The sequence below is a fragment of the Halorientalis sp. LT38 genome (assembly GCF_037031225.1).
Classification (GTDB): Archaea; Halobacteriota; Halobacteria; order Halobacteriales; family Haloarculaceae; genus Halorientalis; species Halorientalis halophila.
On record NZ_JAYEZN010000001.1, the window covers coordinates 1,597,403 to 1,613,095 of the forward strand.

General features: G+C 68.9%; 17 protein-coding genes. 5 read left to right on the top strand and 12 right to left on the bottom strand.

Annotation, left to right across the window (positions count from 1 at the left end; all coding sequences use genetic code 11):
* Nucleotides 1-29 precede the first annotated feature (29 nt).
* The 9 genes from argF to U5918_RS08195 form a co-directional block, all read right to left on the bottom strand.
* On the bottom strand, nucleotides 30-920 hold the full coding sequence (argF, locus tag U5918_RS08155; protein ID WP_336000790.1) for an ornithine carbamoyltransferase: 891 nt from the start codon (nucleotides 918-920) through the stop codon (nucleotides 30-32).
* 1 nt (nucleotide 921) lies between these two features.
* Nucleotides 922-2,007 (bottom strand): [LysW]-lysine hydrolase, encoded by a 1,086-nt coding sequence (locus tag U5918_RS08160; protein ID WP_336000793.1) that lies wholly within the window; start codon nucleotides 2,005-2,007, stop codon nucleotides 922-924.
* A complete protein-coding gene (locus U5918_RS08165; protein WP_336000795.1) occupies nucleotides 2,004-3,143 on the bottom strand; it encodes an aspartate aminotransferase family protein in 1,140 nt (379 codons plus the stop codon). Before U5918_RS08165 ends, U5918_RS08160 begins: the two co-directional genes overlap by 4 nt.
* A complete protein-coding gene (locus U5918_RS08170; protein WP_336000798.1) occupies nucleotides 3,140-4,027 on the bottom strand; it encodes an acetylglutamate/acetylaminoadipate kinase in 888 nt (295 codons plus the stop codon). The genes U5918_RS08165 and U5918_RS08170 overlap by 4 nt, the downstream gene beginning before the upstream one ends.
* A 17-nt stretch (nucleotides 4,028-4,044) precedes the next feature.
* A complete protein-coding gene (argC, locus tag U5918_RS08175; RefSeq protein WP_336000801.1) occupies nucleotides 4,045-5,100 on the bottom strand; it encodes an N-acetyl-gamma-glutamyl-phosphate reductase in 1,056 nt (351 codons plus the stop codon).
* Nucleotides 5,100-5,969 carry a lysine biosynthesis protein LysX gene (gene lysX / locus U5918_RS08180; protein ID WP_336000804.1) on the bottom strand — a complete coding sequence of 290 codons (870 nt, stop codon included), beginning with the start codon at nucleotides 5,967-5,969 and terminating at the stop codon, nucleotides 5,100-5,102. Before lysX ends, argC begins: the two co-directional genes overlap by 1 nt.
* Before the next feature lie 46 nt (nucleotides 5,970-6,015).
* Nucleotides 6,016-6,180: a lysine biosynthesis protein LysW gene (lysW, locus tag U5918_RS08185; protein WP_336000805.1), complete on the bottom strand. Its 165-nt coding sequence runs from the start codon at nucleotides 6,178-6,180 to the stop codon at nucleotides 6,016-6,018.
* Between the two features lie 229 nt (nucleotides 6,181-6,409).
* Entirely contained in the window at nucleotides 6,410-7,897 is a 1,488-nt protein-coding gene (argH, locus tag U5918_RS08190) for an argininosuccinate lyase (protein WP_336000806.1), read from the bottom strand.
* Nucleotides 7,898-7,901: 4 nt separating this feature from the next.
* Nucleotides 7,902-9,149, bottom strand: a complete 1,248-nt coding sequence (locus U5918_RS08195) for an argininosuccinate synthase (protein ID WP_336000809.1) — start codon at nucleotides 9,147-9,149, stop codon at nucleotides 7,902-7,904.
* 398 nt (nucleotides 9,150-9,547) lie between these two features.
* Between U5918_RS08195 and U5918_RS08200 the strand changes: the two genes are divergently transcribed.
* Genes U5918_RS08200 through U5918_RS08210 form a run of 3 tightly spaced genes read left to right on the top strand, consistent with a single transcriptional unit; the run spans nucleotide 9,548 to nucleotide 10,560 of the window.
* The gene (locus U5918_RS08200; protein WP_336000810.1) at nucleotides 9,548-9,730 is read left to right on the top strand and encodes a DUF7554 family protein; all 183 of its coding nucleotides are present in this window, start codon (nucleotides 9,548-9,550) and stop codon (nucleotides 9,728-9,730) included.
* A gap of 55 nt (nucleotides 9,731-9,785) precedes the next feature.
* Entirely contained in the window at nucleotides 9,786-10,001 is a 216-nt protein-coding gene (locus tag U5918_RS08205; RefSeq protein WP_336000811.1) for a hypothetical protein, read from the top strand.
* Between the two features lie 49 nt (nucleotides 10,002-10,050).
* On the top strand, nucleotides 10,051-10,560 hold the full coding sequence (locus U5918_RS08210) for a 2'-5' RNA ligase family protein (RefSeq protein WP_336000812.1): 510 nt from the start codon (nucleotides 10,051-10,053) through the stop codon (nucleotides 10,558-10,560).
* A gap of 1 nt (nucleotide 10,561) precedes the next feature.
* On the opposite strand, the gene U5918_RS08215 is transcribed toward U5918_RS08210, so the two are convergent.
* Nucleotides 10,562-12,757, bottom strand: a complete 2,196-nt coding sequence (locus tag U5918_RS08215; RefSeq protein ID WP_336000813.1) for an ATP-dependent DNA helicase — start codon at nucleotides 12,755-12,757, stop codon at nucleotides 10,562-10,564.
* Between the two features lie 97 nt (nucleotides 12,758-12,854).
* Nucleotides 12,855-13,811: a cation diffusion facilitator family transporter gene (locus U5918_RS08220; RefSeq protein WP_336000815.1), complete on the bottom strand. Its 957-nt coding sequence runs from the start codon at nucleotides 13,809-13,811 to the stop codon at nucleotides 12,855-12,857.
* A 114-nt stretch (nucleotides 13,812-13,925) separates the two neighbouring features.
* On the opposite strand from U5918_RS08220, the gene U5918_RS08225 reads away from it, so the two are divergent.
* A complete protein-coding gene (locus U5918_RS08225; RefSeq protein WP_336000818.1) occupies nucleotides 13,926-14,441 on the top strand; it encodes a metallophosphoesterase in 516 nt (171 codons plus the stop codon).
* Nucleotides 14,442-14,624: 183 nt separating this feature from the next.
* On the opposite strand, the gene U5918_RS08230 is transcribed toward U5918_RS08225, so the two are convergent.
* Nucleotides 14,625-15,434, bottom strand: a complete 810-nt coding sequence (locus U5918_RS08230; RefSeq protein ID WP_336000820.1) for an ArsR/SmtB family transcription factor — start codon at nucleotides 15,432-15,434, stop codon at nucleotides 14,625-14,627.
* A 104-nt stretch (nucleotides 15,435-15,538) separates the two neighbouring features.
* On the opposite strand from U5918_RS08230, the gene U5918_RS08235 reads away from it, so the two are divergent.
* Nucleotides 15,539-15,667, top strand: a complete 129-nt coding sequence (locus tag U5918_RS08235; protein ID WP_336000824.1) for a DUF7859 family protein — start codon at nucleotides 15,539-15,541, stop codon at nucleotides 15,665-15,667.
* Nucleotides 15,668-15,693 lie beyond the last annotated feature (26 nt).

Consider the following 15,693-nt stretch of genomic DNA (forward strand, 5'->3'; position numbering starts at 1 on the left):
ACGGCCACTCACTGCGTTCGTGGCCGGTGCTATGCTTGCTCCGCCAGCCACACCAGCAGGCCGTTCTGGGCGTGCATACGGTTCTCCGCCTGGTCCCAGACGATGGCGTTCTCCGATTCGAGCGCCTCGTCGGTGACCTCCTCGCCGCGGTGGGCCGGCAGACAGTGCATCAGCGGTCGGTCGCCGAGCAGGTCCGTCGTCACCTGGAACCCCTCGAACTCGCGCAGTTTCCGCTCGCGCTCGTCCTCCTGGCCCATGCTGACCCAGACGTCGGTATAGACGAGATCGGCGTCGGCGACGGCCGCATCCGGGTCGTGGGTGGTCTCGGGTTCGCCGCCGAGTCCCGCGGCCCGCTTCAGCACGTCGGCGTCGATGCCGTAGCCCTCGGGCGTGGCGACGGTCAGGTCGATGCCCGCCATCGCGGCACCGAGGACGAACGACTGGGCGACGTTGTTGCCGTCGCCGACCCAGGCCACGTCCACGTCGAAGCTTCCGAACTGCTCGCGGATGGTGAGCAGGTCCGCAAGCGTCTGGCAGGGGTGGGCGTCGTCGGTCAGCCCGTTGATGACCGGGACGGTGGCGTACTCGGCCAGTTCCACGACGTCGGCGTGGTCGAACACGCGCGCCATGACGACGTCGACGTACCGCGAGACCGCGCGGGCGGTGTCCTTGATCGGCTCGCCGTGGCCGAGGTGGATGTCGTCCGGGCCGAGGAAGATGGCGTGGCCGCCCAGCTGGGTCATGCCCGTCTCGAAGGAGACCCTGGTCCGGGTCGAGGGCTTCTCGAAGATCATCCCCAGCGTCCGGTCGGCCAGGGGCCGTTCGCCGTCGTCGGCCGCCTTCAGGTCCGCGGCGCGGTCGAGGACGGTGTCCAGTTCCCCACTCGTGAGGTCGTCGACGTCCAGCAGTGAGCGCGCCATCTCACTCACCCAGGAGCCGGCGAGCGACCGTCTCGAGCACGTCGACCGAGCGGTCGTACTCCGAGAGGACGAGGTGTTCGTTGGGCGCGTGATCGAGGTCCGAGTCGCCGGGACCGTAGGTGACCATGGGACAGTCCCACTCCTGTGCGTACACGTTCATATCACTTGTGCCCGTCTTCCGGAGAAGTCGGGGGTCCCCGCCCGTCTGCCGGATGGCAGCGCGGAACGCCCGGGCCACGTCGGTCCGGGGCGACATCATGACGGGTTCGACCCGGTCCTTCCAGTGGACCCGATCCGCGACGTCCAGGTGGCCCTCCGTGATCTCGATGACCTCCTCGGTGTTCATGCTGGGGGGCACGCGCAACTGGATCTCCATCGTCGCCTCGACGGAGAGCCCGTCGTCGGTCAGCCCGCCCTCGATCTTGGTGGGCTTGGGCGTCACCCGCTCGAAGACGGCCTCCCACTCGTCGGTGGCGAACTCGTCCTCGACGTTCGACCACCAGGCGATGGCGTCCTGGATCGCGTTGTTCTCCGGGCGCGAGGTGTGGCCCGACTCGCTCGTCGCGACGTAGGTGCCGGCCACCAGGCCGCGGTAGCCGAGCGTGATCCCCTGCCAGCCGGAGGGTTCGCCGTTGACGACGGCGTCGGGCGCCGAGTCGCGGTCCTCGACGAGGAAGCGCCCGCCGCGGGAGTCGACCTCTTCGCCGACGACGCCGGCGAAGGAGGCGCCCGTCTCGACGGCCGCGACGGCCATCGCCGCCAGCGGTCCCTTCGCGTCGACGCTGCCCCGGCCCCAGAGGGCCTCCTCGTCGCTGTCCTGGGCCTCGTCGATCTGGACGGGGATGTCCCCGGGGACGGTGTCGACGTGCGAGGTCAGCAGGACGCCGTCGTCGGCGGGCGCGCGGACGTTGCCGACCTCGTCGATCCAGACCTCGCGGTCGTGCTCCTCGAAGTACGAGACCAGGACTTCGGCGCAGCGCCGTTCCTCGCCTGAGACCGAGGGCGTCGACACGAGGTCGACGAGCAACTGGCGGGCCTCGCCGTCGACGTCGATGCTGCTCTGGCTGGAGAAACGCGTGCCGCTCATCCCTCGTCCTCCGTGACAGCGGTCGCCAGGGCATCCACGACCGCGTCGGCGTCCGCCTCGGTGATCGTCAGCGGCGGGAGCAGGCGCACGACCGTCCGGCCGGCCGGCAGCGCAAGCACGCCGTGGTTCAGCGCCAGTTCCCTCAGGACGCGGTTGGCGCCGCGGCCGACCTCCACGCCGATCAGCAGCCCCTCGCCGCGGACCTCCCGGACGTCGTCGCCGAGTTCGGCTTCGAGCCGTTCGGTGAGGTACCCCCCCACGTCGGCGGCGTGCGCGGCGATACCCTCGTCGCGGATGGTCTCGACGGTCGCCTCCGCGGCCGCCGAGATGACGGGCCCCCCCGAAAAGGTCGAGGCGTGCGAGCCGTAGTTCTCGGCGATCCACTCCCGGCAGAGCGTCGCACCGATCGGCAGGCCGTTGCCCAGACCCTTCGCGCTCGTGATCATGTCGGGGACCACGCCAGACTGCTCGGCGGCCCACATGCTACCAGTTCTTCCCAGCCCGGTCTGGACCTCGTCGAAGATCAGCGCCGCGCCTGCGTCCTCGGTGACCTCCCGAGTCCGCTGGAGGAACGCCTCGCTCGCGGGGTTGATCCCGCCCTCGCCCTGGACGGGTTCGACGATGACGGCGGCGGTCTCGTCGTCCACAGTCTGTTCCATCGCCTCTCCGTCGTCGTAGGGGACGAACTCCACGTCGCCGATCAGCGGCTCGTAGGGCTTCTTGTACTTGTTCTTCCACGTGGTCGCGAGCGCGCCCATCGTCCGGCCGTGGAAGCCCTGCATCGTCGCGACGATCTTCGAGTTCCCCGTCGCCGAGCGGGCGAACTTCAGCGCCGCCTCGTTGGCCTCGGTGCCCGAGTTGCAGAGCCACGTGTAATCGATGTCGCCGGGGGCCGTGTCGGCCAGTAGCTCGTACAGCCGCGTCCGCGTCTCCACGGGATAGGACGCCTGCACGTAGGTCAGCTCGTCGAGCTGGTCGCGGACCGCCTCGTCGACCGCGGGGTGTCCGTGGCCGAGCGGGACGCAGGCGTAGCTCGCGCCCATGTCGAGGTACTCGGTGCCGCTGTCGTCGTAGAGGGTCGCCCCCTCGCCGCGTTCGATCTGTATGGGTTTCTCGTTGAAGACGAATCCTGTCATTCTGTGGCCTCCAGTGCGCTCGCGTACAGGTGCGTTCCCGCGCCCGACAGGGCCGAGAGGATCGGCTCGTCGGCGTTCGCGTCGGCGATCACGACCTCCTCGGCGCCGCCGTCGAGGGCCTCCTCGGCCGCCATGATCTTCCGGCCCATGAACCCCTCGGCGGCGTCCTCCAGTTCGGCCCACTCCGCTGCCGTCTCGACGGACTCGATCAGCGTATCGGGGTCGTCCGGGTCGGCGTAGACGCCCTCGACGTCCGTCAGCAGGACGAGCGTCGCGTCCACCGCACCGGCGATGGCCGCCGCCGAGCGGTCGGCGTCGGTGTTGACGGGCACGATCTCCGCTCGCGGCTCGTCGCCGCTCGCGCTGTCCGAGGCGCTGCGCGCCTCGCGCCCCTCATCCGCGCCAGCCATCGGCGGGCTCGCGACGGGGACGTAGTTCCCCCCGAGGAGGGAGTCCAGCAGGTCGCCGTTGACCTCCTTGATCGTCCCGGAGTGGTCGCCCCGCTTGATCTTCTTCTTCCCGTCCTCGACGACCCGGACGGCGGATTTCCGGGGGCCGTGGAGGAGCTTGCCGTCGACGCCGTTGAGGCCGACCGCGTCGACCCCGAGGCTCTGCAGGCCCGCCACCAGCTGGGTGTTGAGGTGGCCGAAGACCATCTCGAACACCTCCATCGTCTCCGCGTCGGTGAAGCGGCCGACGACGCCGGCGGGCGTCTCGACGTACTCCGGCTCGATGCCGAGTCGCTCGAGCGTGTCGTCGACGGCGGTCGAACCGCCGTGGACGACTGCTACGTCCTCGCCGTCGTCGTAGAGCGTTGCGATATCCGAAAGGGCACCCGCGGGGTCGACCGCGCGAGCGCCACCGACTTTGATAACTGTTGTCATGAAAATCTCTCCAGTTGCTACGGGGAACCCACAGGGTGGAGTCCCTGGAACTCCAGGCCCGCCGTCTCCTCCAGCCCGAGGGCGACGTTGGCGGCGTGGACCGCCTGCCCGGCCGAGCCCTTCATCATGTTGTCGATGGCCGAGAACACGACCAGGCGCTTGTTTCCGGGGTCGAGTTCGAAGCCGACCTCCGCCTTGTTCGTGCCGGCGACGGCCTTGGGCTCGGGATAGCGGTAGACGCCACCGCCGCCCGCGACGAGTTCGACGAACGGTTCGTCCTCGTACTGGCCCCGATAGGCCGACCAGAGGTCACCCTTCGAGACGGGCCCGTTGGGAAAGACGTGGCAGGTCGCACTCGCGCCGCGGATCATGTCCACCGCGTGGACGGTGAAGGACACGTCGACGCCGAGGAACTGCTCGATCTCGGCCTCGTGGCGGTGGCCGGTGGGCGCGTAGGGGCGCACGACGCCCGAACGCTCGGGGTGGCTGGAGGCCTCCCCGCCGCCGGCGCCGCCCTCCGAAGAGCCGACCTTCACGTCGACGACGATCTGTTCGTCGCCCTCCAACACTCCGGCCTCGAACAGGGGCAACAGGCCCATGATCGTCGCGGTGGCGTTACAGCCGCCCGACGCGATCAGCTCCGCGCCCTCGAGGTTCGCCCGATTGAGTTCGGGCAGCGCGTACTCGGCCTCGTCGAGGAGTTCGGGCCGACTGTGGCCGTCGTACCACTCGTCGTACTGTGCCTCGGTGTCCAGCCGGAAGTCCGCCGACAGGTCGACGACGGTGCCGGCGGCGTCGCGGAACTCGTCGATCTGTTCCATCGAGACGCCGTGGGGCGTCGCGGCGAACAGCACGTCCACCGATTCGAGGTCGTCGGGATCGGAAAAGCGCAGGTCCAGATCCCGCAGGTTGGGGTGCTGGTGGCCGACGGTCTTGTTGGCCTTCGAGCGACTGGTGGCCTGGACGATCTCGAACTCGGGGTGCCCGGCAAGGAGGCGGAGCAGTTCACCGCCCGTGAAGCCGGTGCCGCCGACGACGGAAGCCGTCAGCGAGGGTTCGCCGTCCGCGGACATCAGGCGCTCACCTCCGCGTTCTCCTGTTCGGCCTTCGTCTCCAGCCAGTCGACGACCCGTGCGGGGACGTCGACGTCGGTCGCCTCGTTCAGGGCCTTGAACTCGACGTTGTGGTTGACCTCGTGGACGGTGTAGCCGTCTTCGGTGCCCATGAGGTCGATCCCCAGCAGGCCGCCGCCGACCGCCGCCGAGGCGCGCTCGACCATGTCGAGGACCTCGTCGTCGAGGCCGAAGGCGTCGGTCTCGGCGCCCTTGGCGGCGTTCGTGATCCAGTGGTCCGACGAGCGGATCATCGCGGCGACGGGGTCGCCGTCGGTCGCGAGGACGCGGATGTCCTCCCCGCCCTTCTCGACGTACTCCTGGACGTAGAAGACCTTGTGCTCGTAGTGGCCGAGCGTCTCCTTGTGCTCGAGGACGGCCTCCGCGGCCGTCCGGCTGTCGATCTTGGCCATCAGCCGCCCCCACGAGCCCACGACGGGCTTGAGGACGCAGGGGTAGCCGAAGTCCTCGATGGCTTCCAGGGCCGCCTCCTTGGTGAACGCGACCTGCGTGTCGGGGGTCGGGACCTCGCCCTCGACCAGCGCGAGGCTGTTCTTGGCCTTGTCGGCGCACACCTCGGCCGTGTCGGGGTGGTTGACGATCGGGATGTCGTAGGCGTCGACGAACCGCGTGGCGTAGACGCTGCGGCTGGTCGCGAGACACCGGTCGATCGCGAGGTCGACGCCCTCGAAGTCGGCGGGCGCCTCGTCGAGACCGAACCGCTGTTTGCGGACGTCGATCTTGGTGACCTCGTGGCCACGGTCGCGAAGCTCCGAGAGGAGGAGCTTCTCGTCTTTGCGGATGCGCGAGTAGAGTATGCCGAAATTCATTGTATCACCGGCCGGCGGCGACCGTGCCGCGCGGCCGAACGCTGGCTCACTCGCCCCAGTCCTCTTCGAGCTCGGGCGCCGTCTCGAGGACCGCGGGCTCGGTGTCCACGACCTCGAGCTCAGCGCCGCAGGTCGAACAGTCGACGATCTCTCCCACTTCCAGGTCGTCGTGCAGGGAAACCTCGGCCCCACACTCGATGCAGTCCGTCATTGGTACCTCGAAGTCGCGCTCGTGATCACTTAAACCCTTCGGACTTGTCGGCCAGAATGAACGACGCAAACTACCGTCTAACCGTAGCAAACGCGACCAATACGGCGCTTCACGAATACTGTATCATATTTCTGGTAGTTCATCCCCTCGCGGGGACGGCGGTCGGACCGGGACGGCCGCTCGGGCCCGGCCACGCCGGTGTTCGACGCCCCGGCGGACGGGTCGGCGCTCAGACATAGCCGGCCACCTCCGCGCGAAGTTGCTCGTCGGCGTCGGCCAGTTCGTCCCGTTCGTCCGCGAGCGTCTCGCGGTCGGCGGCCACGTCCTCGCGCGCCGTCGCCAGCTGGTCGGCCACCGCGTCCGGCGCGGGCCCGCCCGCCGAGTCGCGACTCGCAACGCTCGCCGCGGGGTCGAGTGCGTCCTCGACCGCCTCGCGGTCCACGTACGAGGAGAGCGGGTCGTCCAGCACCTCCCCAGCGGCGGCCTCGACGGCCTCGTAATCGGGGTCGGTCGACTCCTCGGCCGCCATGGCGACTACCTCGTGGGCCGTCCGGAAGGGGACGCCAGCCATCGCCAGCAGGTCCGCGACGCCGGTGGCGGTCGAGAAGCCCGCGCCCGCCTCCGCTTCGAGCAGGTCTTCGTTCCACGCGGCTGTCGCGACTGCGCCGGCGGCAACTTCTGTCGCCTCGGTCACGGCGTCGACCGCTTCCCAGCCGTGGCCCGTCGCCCGCTGGAGATCGCGGTTGTACGCGCGCGGGAGCCCCTTCAGCGTCGTCAGCAGGCCCGACACCGCGCCGTGGGCGTCGCCCGCGCGGGCCCGCACCAGTTCCAGCGTGTCCGGGTTCTTCTTCTGGGGCATGATCGACGACGTCGACGAGTAATCGTCCGAGAGGTCGACGTAGCCGTCGTTCGCGAAGACGACGAGGTCCTCGCTGAGCCCCGACAGCGTCGTCGCCAGGTTCGCCAGCGCGGTCGTCGCCTCCAGCAGGAAATCGCGCGCCGACGCGCCGTCCATGGAGTTCTCCAGTACCGAATCGAAGCCCAGCAGTTCGGCCGTGCGCTCGCGGTCGATATCGAACGGCGTGCCGGCGAACGCGGCCCCGCCCAGCGGCGAGCGGTTCGTCCGCTCGTAGGCCCCCAGCAACCGTTCCGTATCGCGGGCCAGCGCCCGCTCGTAGCTCAGGCAGTAGTGACCGACCGTCGTCGGCTGGGCGTACTGCAGGTGGGTGAACCCGGGCATCAGCGTCTCCGCGTGCTCGTCGGCGACGTCGAGCAACTGCTCGCGGGCACCGACCACGGCTTCGACCGCTTCGAGCAGGTCCCCGCGTAAGCGGTAGCGGATGCAGGTCGCCACCTCGTCGTTGCGCGAGCGGGCGGTGTGCATCCGACCGCCGTCCGGCCCGACGCGCTCGATCACCGCCGTCTCGATGGCCGCGTGGACGTCCTCGCCGTCGGGGAGCGCGCCGTGGCCGGCCGCCTCGATCTCGTCGAGTGCGTCGAGAATCGCACCGGCGTCCTCGTCGTCGAGAATCCCCTGTTCGGCCAGCATCACGACGTGGGCGCGGTCGACGGCGAGGTCCGCCGCGAAGATGCGCTCGTCGGCGGCGAGCGATGAGAGGAACCCGCGGGCGGGGCCACCGCTGAAGCGGTCCCGGCGGACCACATCGCTGCTGTCCGCCCCGTTCGCTCCGTCTTCCGTGGGTTCCTCGCCGGTCATTGCTCTAGTCGTCGTCTCCGACGGCCGTGTTGGCCGCCTCGGCGTCCACGGCCTCGCTGACCTTGTTCGCCAGGCGCTCCTGGAAGCCGTGGTACTTCGCGACGCCCGTGGCGTCGGCCTGCGTGATGTCGTCGGTGACCGCCTCGGTGTTGAACGAAGCCTGCCCCTCGGCGTAGCAGGCGTACTCGCTCTCGCGCGCGACCGGGCGGGCCTGTCCGCCCTCGAGTTTGATCGTCACGGTCCCGGTGACGCGCGTCTGGGTCTCGTCGATGAACCCCTCGAGCGCGCGGAAGAGCGGCGCCTTCACGAGGCCCTGGTAGCCCAGTTCGGCCCACTCCTGGTCGATCTGCTGTTTGAAACTGCGCTCCTGCTTCGTGAGGACGAGCCCCTCGAGGGCCTCGTGGGCGGCCAGCAGGACCGTCGCCGCGGGATGCTCGTAGTTCTCCCTGACCTTGAGGCCGAGCATGCGGTCCTCCATCGTGTCGGTCCGGCCGACGCCGTGGGCGCCGGCTTTCTCGTTGAGGTGCTCGATGAGCGAGACGGGGTCCATCTCGTCGCCGTCGACGGCGACGACCTCGCCCTGTTCGAACTCGACGTCGACCAGTTCGGCGTTCTTGCCGCTGGGACTGTCCGTCCAGGCGTAGATCTCGTCGCCGGGGACGTGGCTGGGGTCTTCGAGTTCCGAGCCCTCGACCGAGCGGCTCCAGAGGTTCGTGTCGATGCTCCAGCGGCCGCCGTCGCCGCCCTCGACGGGCAGGTTCTTCTCTTCGGCGTACTCCTGTTCCCACTCGCGTGTGAGGCCGAGTTCGCGGACGGGCGCGTGGACGTTCAGGTCCGAGTCGCGCCAGACCGTCTCGAAGCGCAACTGGTCGTTGCCCTTGCCGGTGCAGCCGTGAGCCAGGGCGGTACAGCCCTGCTCCTCTGCGACCTCGAGGATGGCGGTGGCGATGACCGGACGCGCCAGCGCGGTGCCGAGGGGGTAGCCCTGGTAGGTGGCGTTGGCCTTGACGGCGTCGAGACAGAGGTCGGCGAACTCGGCCTGGGCGTCGACCACGTAGTGGTCGAGGCCGAGCGCGTCGGCCGTCTCCTCGGCCTCGTCGAACTCGGCTTCGGGCTGGCCGACGTCGACGGTGACGCCGATGACGTCGTCGTAGCCGTACTCCTCTTTCAAAAGCGGTACGCAGACTGTGGTGTCGAGCCCGCCCGAAAAGGCGAGCGCGACCGTTCCTTCGGTGTCGTCGGGTTCTGGCATGTGTGTGGTGTGGTGTCGGGGTGTATTGCGACCCGCCCGGCAGCCGTCGGTGGGCGGTTCGGGACGAAACGACCGTGGAATGGGGTGGGGAAAAGGTGGGCCTAACGGCCCCGTCGTCGGAACCGCCGACGGATCGGCCGGCGGTCCGACGTGCAACCAGCCGTCGGCTGGTTCCGTCGTGGGAGAAGGTGGACGGACCCACCGGTCTCGCCCGCCAGCGAGCCGGTTCCGTGGATCCGCGTCATGTACCCGGCACTTTCGTCGATTCGTATTAAAACCTTCCGAGATTCGGAGGCCGTGGGCCGCGGTGGCACGTCCCGGGCGCTCGGGTCGGCTGCCCCCCGTTTCGCGGCGACTCGGCCACAACCCCTTTGACACCGTCGCTCCCAGACACGGACATGAATCTCCGCGCCGGACTCGACACGGACGACCTCCTGAAGATCGTCCTGGTACTCGTCGTCGTCCTGCTGGCCGTCGAGTTGCTCGAAGAGATCGTCGGTCTCTTTTTCAACCTGCTCGGGCCGGTGCTCGCCCTCGTGCTCGTCGCCGTGATCGTGCTCTACTTCCTCGATCGCATCTGAACAGGTCGGCTGTCGGACCACTGGATTTAAGCCGAAACGAGTGGGAACTATCGGTATGGCAGAGGGGCACGTGAGCGATGCGGGGGCGGGGCAGGTCACGGCGACGAAGGTGCGAAACCTCTTCATCTTCCTGGGGCTCGGGCTGCTCCAGTTGCTCGTGATCTTCGAGGGGCTGGCGGCGTATTTCGACGTCACGATCCCGATCTTCCCGCTGTTGTTCATCCTGCTCGGGTTCGTCGCGGGCGGCCTGCTGTTCATCGCGAACTTCTGAGGCGACGCGATGGGCAATTCCCTTATGCGCCAGGCCCGTCCAGCGACGCGTGTACAGCCTGAACGTTCCGGTTCCGTCGGCGGTCGCCGCGCTGGCCGGCGAACTCGCCACGGACCTGCCGACCGCGCACACGCGCGACCGCGGTCGGCACACCCTGGGCGTCAAGCGCCTCGGCGGCGACGGCCCCAGCGATTACGCCCGCCTCGAAGCGCGCACCCGTGAGGCGCTGACCGGCACCCCCACGTTCGAGGCCCGCGTCACGGGTATCGAGATCTTCGAGGCGGCGCCCGTCGGGACCTCGCCCGTCGTCTACCTGGCCGTCGAGAGCCCCGGCCTCCGCGACCTCCACCTGGACCTCTGTGCGGTGTTCGAGCCCGTCGACGACATCGAGGGCGAGGGGTACACCCCACACGTCACCATCGCCCGCGGGGGCCACGCGGAGACGGCCGAGCGCGTCGCCGCCCGCGAGATCGATCCCCTCGAGTGGACCGTCGACGAACTCGTCTTCTGGGACTCGGAGCGGATCGAACCCGTCAGCACCGTCTCGCTGCCGGTCTGAGTCACGGCGTCGGTGGATCGCCGCCCCAGGCGTCCACGTCGCCGTAGAAGTTCAGCATCGCGAACTTCAACTTGGCGGGGGCGATGTCGATCATCTCCTTGCGTTCCTCCGGCGGGAACGTCTCCCGGACCGTGTAGTTGCCCATCTCCTGTTCGCCAAGCAGCGTGTAGCGCTTGTCGACGAGCACGCGCGCGCCGAAGTCCTCTGGCGAGCGCACGACCCGCCCGAGCGCCTGCCGGGTCTTCCGCACGGTCGGGATCTCGACCGCGTAGGCCCAGCCGGCGTCCTCGGTCCCGCGCCATTCGTTGCCCCCGTCGCCGAAGGCCTCGTCGTAGGCCGCCTGGACCGCCTCCATCCGGTCGTCGAGATGGGGATAGGGCACGCCGACGACGACAACCGTCCGCGCGTCGTCGTCGTCGAAGCTGACCCCCTCCGCGAGGGTCCCCCACAGCGACGTGAACAGGACGCCGTTCTCGCCGGCGGTGAAGTCGTCGCGGAGGTCTTTCGCACTCGTCGCCGGCCGATCGAGGAACCGCTCGGCGTCGGTCTGCACGCGGTCGTGGTAGCGTTCGGCCTCGCTGTAACTCGGGAAAAAGGCCAGCGTGTTCCCCGGCGTGAACTCGATGGCGTCCTCGAGGATCCCCGCGACCTCGTCCTGCACGGACGGATCGTCACGGTCGCTGGCGAACAGGGCCGGGGCCTCGACGGCGTAGGTGCGCCGGCGCTCCTCGGGGAACTGTTCGCCGTAGGCCATCGTCTCCGGGTCCTCGAGGCCGAGGACGTCCTCGGTCACCTCGAAGGGGCGCAGCGTCGCGCTCATCAGGACGCTCGCGTGGAGTTCGTCGAACAACGAGCGGGTCACCTCCTGGGGGATGCACCGGTAGAGTTCCGCCCGGCCGTAGACGTCGCCGCTGCCCTCGTCCCGGCGGACGGAGACGACCGGGAACTGCCCCTGGTCGGCCCCCTCGGCCATCCACGTCTCGACGAACTGGGCGGCCTGGAGGGTCTGACACTCCTTTCTGGTACTGGTCTCCCCGTTCCGGTAGGCCTCCTCGTACTTCTCGTCGAGCGCCCGGCCGTAGGTGATCGCCTCCTGCAGGTCCACGTCGTAGCCCGGCCCGGTGTAGGCCTGGAGGAAGTTGATGGTCAGGTCGTCACGGCCCGACTCGTTGGCGATGGCGAGGTCCTCCCAGTGCTCCTCGATCTGTTCCCGCTGGCCAAAGCCAAGGGCGTCGTCGTAGGTGTCGACCAGCGCGGTCCGGAACGCCCGCAGGACGTTGGCGGCGGCCTCGGCGCGCGGATCGTCGCGCTCTGCGAGTTCGTCCAGCGCGCTGTCGAGCGTGTTCTCCGTCACCGTCCGGGTCGCGTGGTCGCGCGCCGCGTCCTCGACGTTGTGGGCCTCGTCGAAGACGGTGATGACGTCCTCGGGGTCGCGGCCGAGCCAGCGGAAGAAGTGCTCGCGGATCCCCGGATCCAGCAGGTGGTGATAGTTACAGACCACCAGATCGACGCCCTCCATCCCCTCCTTGAGGAGTTCGTAGCCACAGAACCCCTCCATCTCGGCGTACTCGAAGACGTCCTCCGGTTCGCGCACGTCCGCGAACAGCCACTCGTAGAAGGCGTCGGTGTTCTCCGTGAGGTTCTCGTAGAAGTACTCGCAGGTGGTGCCCGTCTCCCGCAGGTCCGCGAGTTCGTCCTCGACGGCGTCGAGTTCCTCCATGACGGCCCCGCGGGCCTCGGCGGCGTCCTCGCTGCCGGCCTGGCTGTCCTCGAGCAGCGCTTCCTGGCGCTGGTCGAGTTCGGCCAGGTCCTGCTCTTTGTCCACGACGTCCCGGGTCGTGTCCCGCAGGGTTTGACACTCCTGGTAGCCCACGTCCAGGTGGCACATCGACCCCTTCCCCTGGAAGACGACCGCGCGGATGGGTTCCTGTTCGGTGATGGCGCGAGCCTCGCGGACGAACTGGCGCATCTGCTGGTGGACGTTGGTCGTGATGACGACCGTCTTGTCCGTCTCGCGGGCGTACTCAAGCGCCGGCGCGAGCGCAGCCAGCGTCTTGCCGGTCCCCGTCGCCCCCTCGAACAGCACGTCGTCGCCGTCTTCCAGCGCCTCGGCGATGCGGGCCATCGCGTCGTGCTGGTGCTCGTAGGGCTCCTGGTAGGGGAAAAATCGCAGGTAGCCGGCCTCGTCCGTTGACACACCGATCCCTTGTTCGCTCTCGGACAAAAACCCTCGGCGTGCGACGGACCGTCACGGTCGCGGACCTCGGACGGTCGGGCGGCCGGTTCGACGGGCCTCAGCTCACCGGTTCGATGTAGATCCGGCTGGCGTGCGGTTCGGCCTCCCGGATCGCGGCCTCGATGTCGTCGATGGTCGCCTCACGGGCGTCGGTGTCGAGGTCTTCGGCGAAGTCGAGGTCGGTCGCGACCAGCACCTCACCGGGACCGAAGTACACGGTCCGAAAGTCGACGATCTCGCGAACGCCGTCCCAGCCGGCGACGAGGTCGCGGAGCTCGCCCTCGGCGTCGGCGGGCATGCTCTCGCCGAGCAACAGGCGTTTGTTCTCCCAGGCCAGCGCGAGCGCGAAGCCCATCAGCATGATCCCGATGAGCAGCGCCGCGCCGGCGTCGAAGATGTAGTTACCCGTGGTCCGAGTGAGGTAGATCCCGAAGAGCGCGATGCCCGCGCCGGAGAGGGCGATGAAGTCCTCTGTGAAGGCGGTGAGCGTCGTCACGTCGGAGGTCTTCCGGAACGCCTCGCGGTACCCGCTCCAGCCGTGGACCTCGATCTGGCGGTCGAGTTCCTGGCGGGCCTTGTAGAACGCCCACGTCTCGAAGACGATGGCACCGAGCAGGACGGCGTAGTTGACGTAGACGGGCGGGAAGGAGAGCGTGATGTCGGTGAGTGGAATCGTCGGCTGGCGGGCGGCCTCTTTGGTCCCGTGTCGCAGCGCCTCGTACCCGTGTTTGGCCGACTCCCAGCCCGCGATGCCGAACAGGAGGACCGACACCAGAAAACTGTAGAAGAACTGCGCCTTCCCGTAGCCGAAGGGGTGGCGCCGATCGGCCTCCTGGGCACCGTAGCGGATGCCGATCAGCAGGAACACCTGGTTGCCCGTGTCGGAGATGGAGTGGTACGTCTCCGAGAGCATCGCCGGGCTGAGCGTCAGCAGATACCCCACGAACTTCATGATCGCGATGGAGCCGTTGGCGATCAGCGCCGCCATCACGACTCCTTTGCTGTTGCCTGCCATTACCGAGGCGGTCCCCCGGGACGCCCAAAGTTGTTCTGGAACCGACCAGTTAGCCGTCGCGCCGAGCCAGTTCGAGTCGCTGGAAGTTTACTCGCCCTGTCCCTACCGGCGAGCATGCTCACCGTCGTCTCCGACACCCACGGCCGGGACGGGCATCGGCTGGAGGGGCGGACCCTGGAAGCCGTCAGGCGGGCCGACGCGGTCGTCCACGCGGGCGACTTCATGACCGACTCCGTGCTCGACGCCTTCCAGAGCGAAGCCGCGACGCTGTACGGTGTGTTCGGCAACAACGACGAACCGGGCGTGTGCGATCGGTTGCCCGCCAGACGTGTCGTCGAGCACGAGGACATCAGACTCGTCGTCGTCCACGGCCACGAGCACACCGAGACGGCGCTGTCGCTGCTCGGTCGCCAGGAGGCCGCAGACCTCGTCGTCTTCGGACACTCGCACCGACCGGGCGTCCACGATGCCGACGGCGTGACGCTGCTGAATCCCGGGAGTCACGCCGATCCGAGACGGTTCCGCCCGGCACACGCCGAACTGGAGCGGGCGGAGTCGGGACCGGACGCGACCGTTCGGGGTCGGCTGGTCGACCCGGACGGGACCGTCTTCGAGGAGTTCACGGTCTGAGAAGGGCGCGCCCGGACGGTGTCGGCGGGTCGGGAGACGAGTCGAGTGCGGTGGAGGGCCGAAGCGTGCGGGCGCACCTCTCGCTTCACCCCCGACCCAAAAGTAGCCGGCGTAAGGTCAAACGGGCATTTTAGTGAACGACCGAACCCGGAGACTGCGACCGCTTGACCCCGCCGCCGACGCTCAGTCCGTGAGGTACCAGACGCCGCCGACGACCAGCAGCGCGGTCATGCCACCGAGGAAGAAGAGCAGGCCCGGCGGGAGCGACAGGACGGCGTCGGCGGCGCCATCGGCCGCCGCGTCCGTCGCCGCGTCGGCCGTCGTCCGGGCGGCCTCGGTCACGGCCTCCACGGTGGTCTCGTCGGCAGCCTCGGTGGGGGTCTGGGACGGGTCGGCCTCGGCGATCTCCATCCCTCCGCCGTCGTCGGTCGGCGTCGCGTCCCGTGACTCGGCTGTCGGCGTCGATTCCGTACCGCTCTCGTTGCCGGCGGCCGGGGCCGCGCCGGTGTCGGGGTCCCCGCTTCCCTCGCCGCCGGGCGGACCGAGGGGGCCGCCGGTGCCGAAGGCCGCCTGGACGGCGAGGCTGGCGAGCGCGACGATTCCCAGACTCCCCAGAAAGCGCGAGAGCGCGGTCCGGAGGCTGGATTGTTGTTCCTCGTCGCCGCCGGCCATGATGACCAGCGGGCGGTCGGCGGGGGCGTAGACGTTCATCTCGCGGCCCTTCTCGGAGTAGATCTGGTCGATCACCTCGATCGCACCGGCGTCTTCCAGTTTCTCCAGGTGGTACTGGACGTTCTGGAGGGAGGTGTCGACGCGGTCGGCGAGGGCGGCGGGCGGGGCGGGGTCGTCGTGGAGTTCCGACAGCACGGTCCGGGCCGTCTCGGAGGTCAGCGCCGAGAGCACGTCGTCGGCGTCCTCGGAGTCGACGCCGATGACGCGCGGCTCGGCCTCATCGGCCGCGGCGGTGTCGGGTTCGGAGGGCAGCAACGACATCGTTCGCCGGCTATGGCACCGACCGGCATGAACTTTGTCACGTTCGGTCACGCGATACCCGGCAGTGGGAAACCGTTTTGCCGCCGCAGCGGGTATCCCGGGACATGGCCGATTTCGTACTCTGGGGGATGGTCGCCGTCATGCTCGGGTTCGTCTTCCTCGTCTACCTGTTCTTCCGCCGGACCGCGACGGCGATGAAGGAGGGGCTGAACGAGGGGAAAGGAAAGCAGTAGCCCGACCCGAACCGCCCGAACGGTCC

Excerpts from the sequence above, each read along its gene's own strand:
- argF (WP_336000790.1), bottom strand. The coding sequence starts at position 920 with ATGGCGCGCTCACTGCTGGACGTCGACGACCTCACGAGTGGGGAACTG.
- U5918_RS08160 (WP_336000793.1), bottom strand. The coding sequence starts at position 2,007 with ATGAGCGGCACGCGTTTCTCCAGCCAGAGCAGCATCGACGTCGACGGC.
- U5918_RS08165 (WP_336000795.1), bottom strand. The coding sequence starts at position 3,143 with ATGACAGGATTCGTCTTCAACGAGAAACCCATACAGATCGAACGCGGC.
- U5918_RS08170 (WP_336000798.1), bottom strand. The coding sequence starts at position 4,027 with ATGACAACAGTTATCAAAGTCGGTGGCGCTCGCGCGGTCGACCCCGCG.
- argC (WP_336000801.1), bottom strand. The coding sequence starts at position 5,100 with ATGTCCGCGGACGGCGAACCCTCGCTGACGGCTTCCGTCGTCGGCGGC.
- lysX (WP_336000804.1), bottom strand. The coding sequence starts at position 5,969 with ATGAATTTCGGCATACTCTACTCGCGCATCCGCAAAGACGAGAAGCTC.
- lysW (WP_336000805.1), bottom strand. The coding sequence starts at position 6,180 with ATGACGGACTGCATCGAGTGTGGGGCCGAGGTTTCCCTGCACGACGAC.
- argH (WP_336000806.1), bottom strand. The coding sequence starts at position 7,897 with ATGACCGGCGAGGAACCCACGGAAGACGGAGCGAACGGGGCGGACAGC.
- U5918_RS08195 (WP_336000809.1), bottom strand. The coding sequence starts at position 9,149 with ATGCCAGAACCCGACGACACCGAAGGAACGGTCGCGCTCGCCTTTTCG.
- U5918_RS08200 (WP_336000810.1), top strand. The coding sequence starts at position 9,548 with ATGAATCTCCGCGCCGGACTCGACACGGACGACCTCCTGAAGATCGTC.
- U5918_RS08205 (WP_336000811.1), top strand. The coding sequence starts at position 9,786 with ATGGCAGAGGGGCACGTGAGCGATGCGGGGGCGGGGCAGGTCACGGCG.
- U5918_RS08220 (WP_336000815.1), bottom strand. The coding sequence starts at position 13,811 with ATGGCAGGCAACAGCAAAGGAGTCGTGATGGCGGCGCTGATCGCCAAC.
- U5918_RS08225 (WP_336000818.1), top strand. The coding sequence starts at position 13,926 with ATGCTCACCGTCGTCTCCGACACCCACGGCCGGGACGGGCATCGGCTG.
- U5918_RS08230 (WP_336000820.1), bottom strand. The coding sequence starts at position 15,434 with ATGTCGTTGCTGCCCTCCGAACCCGACACCGCCGCGGCCGATGAGGCC.
- U5918_RS08235 (WP_336000824.1), top strand. The coding sequence starts at position 15,539 with ATGGCCGATTTCGTACTCTGGGGGATGGTCGCCGTCATGCTCGGGTTC.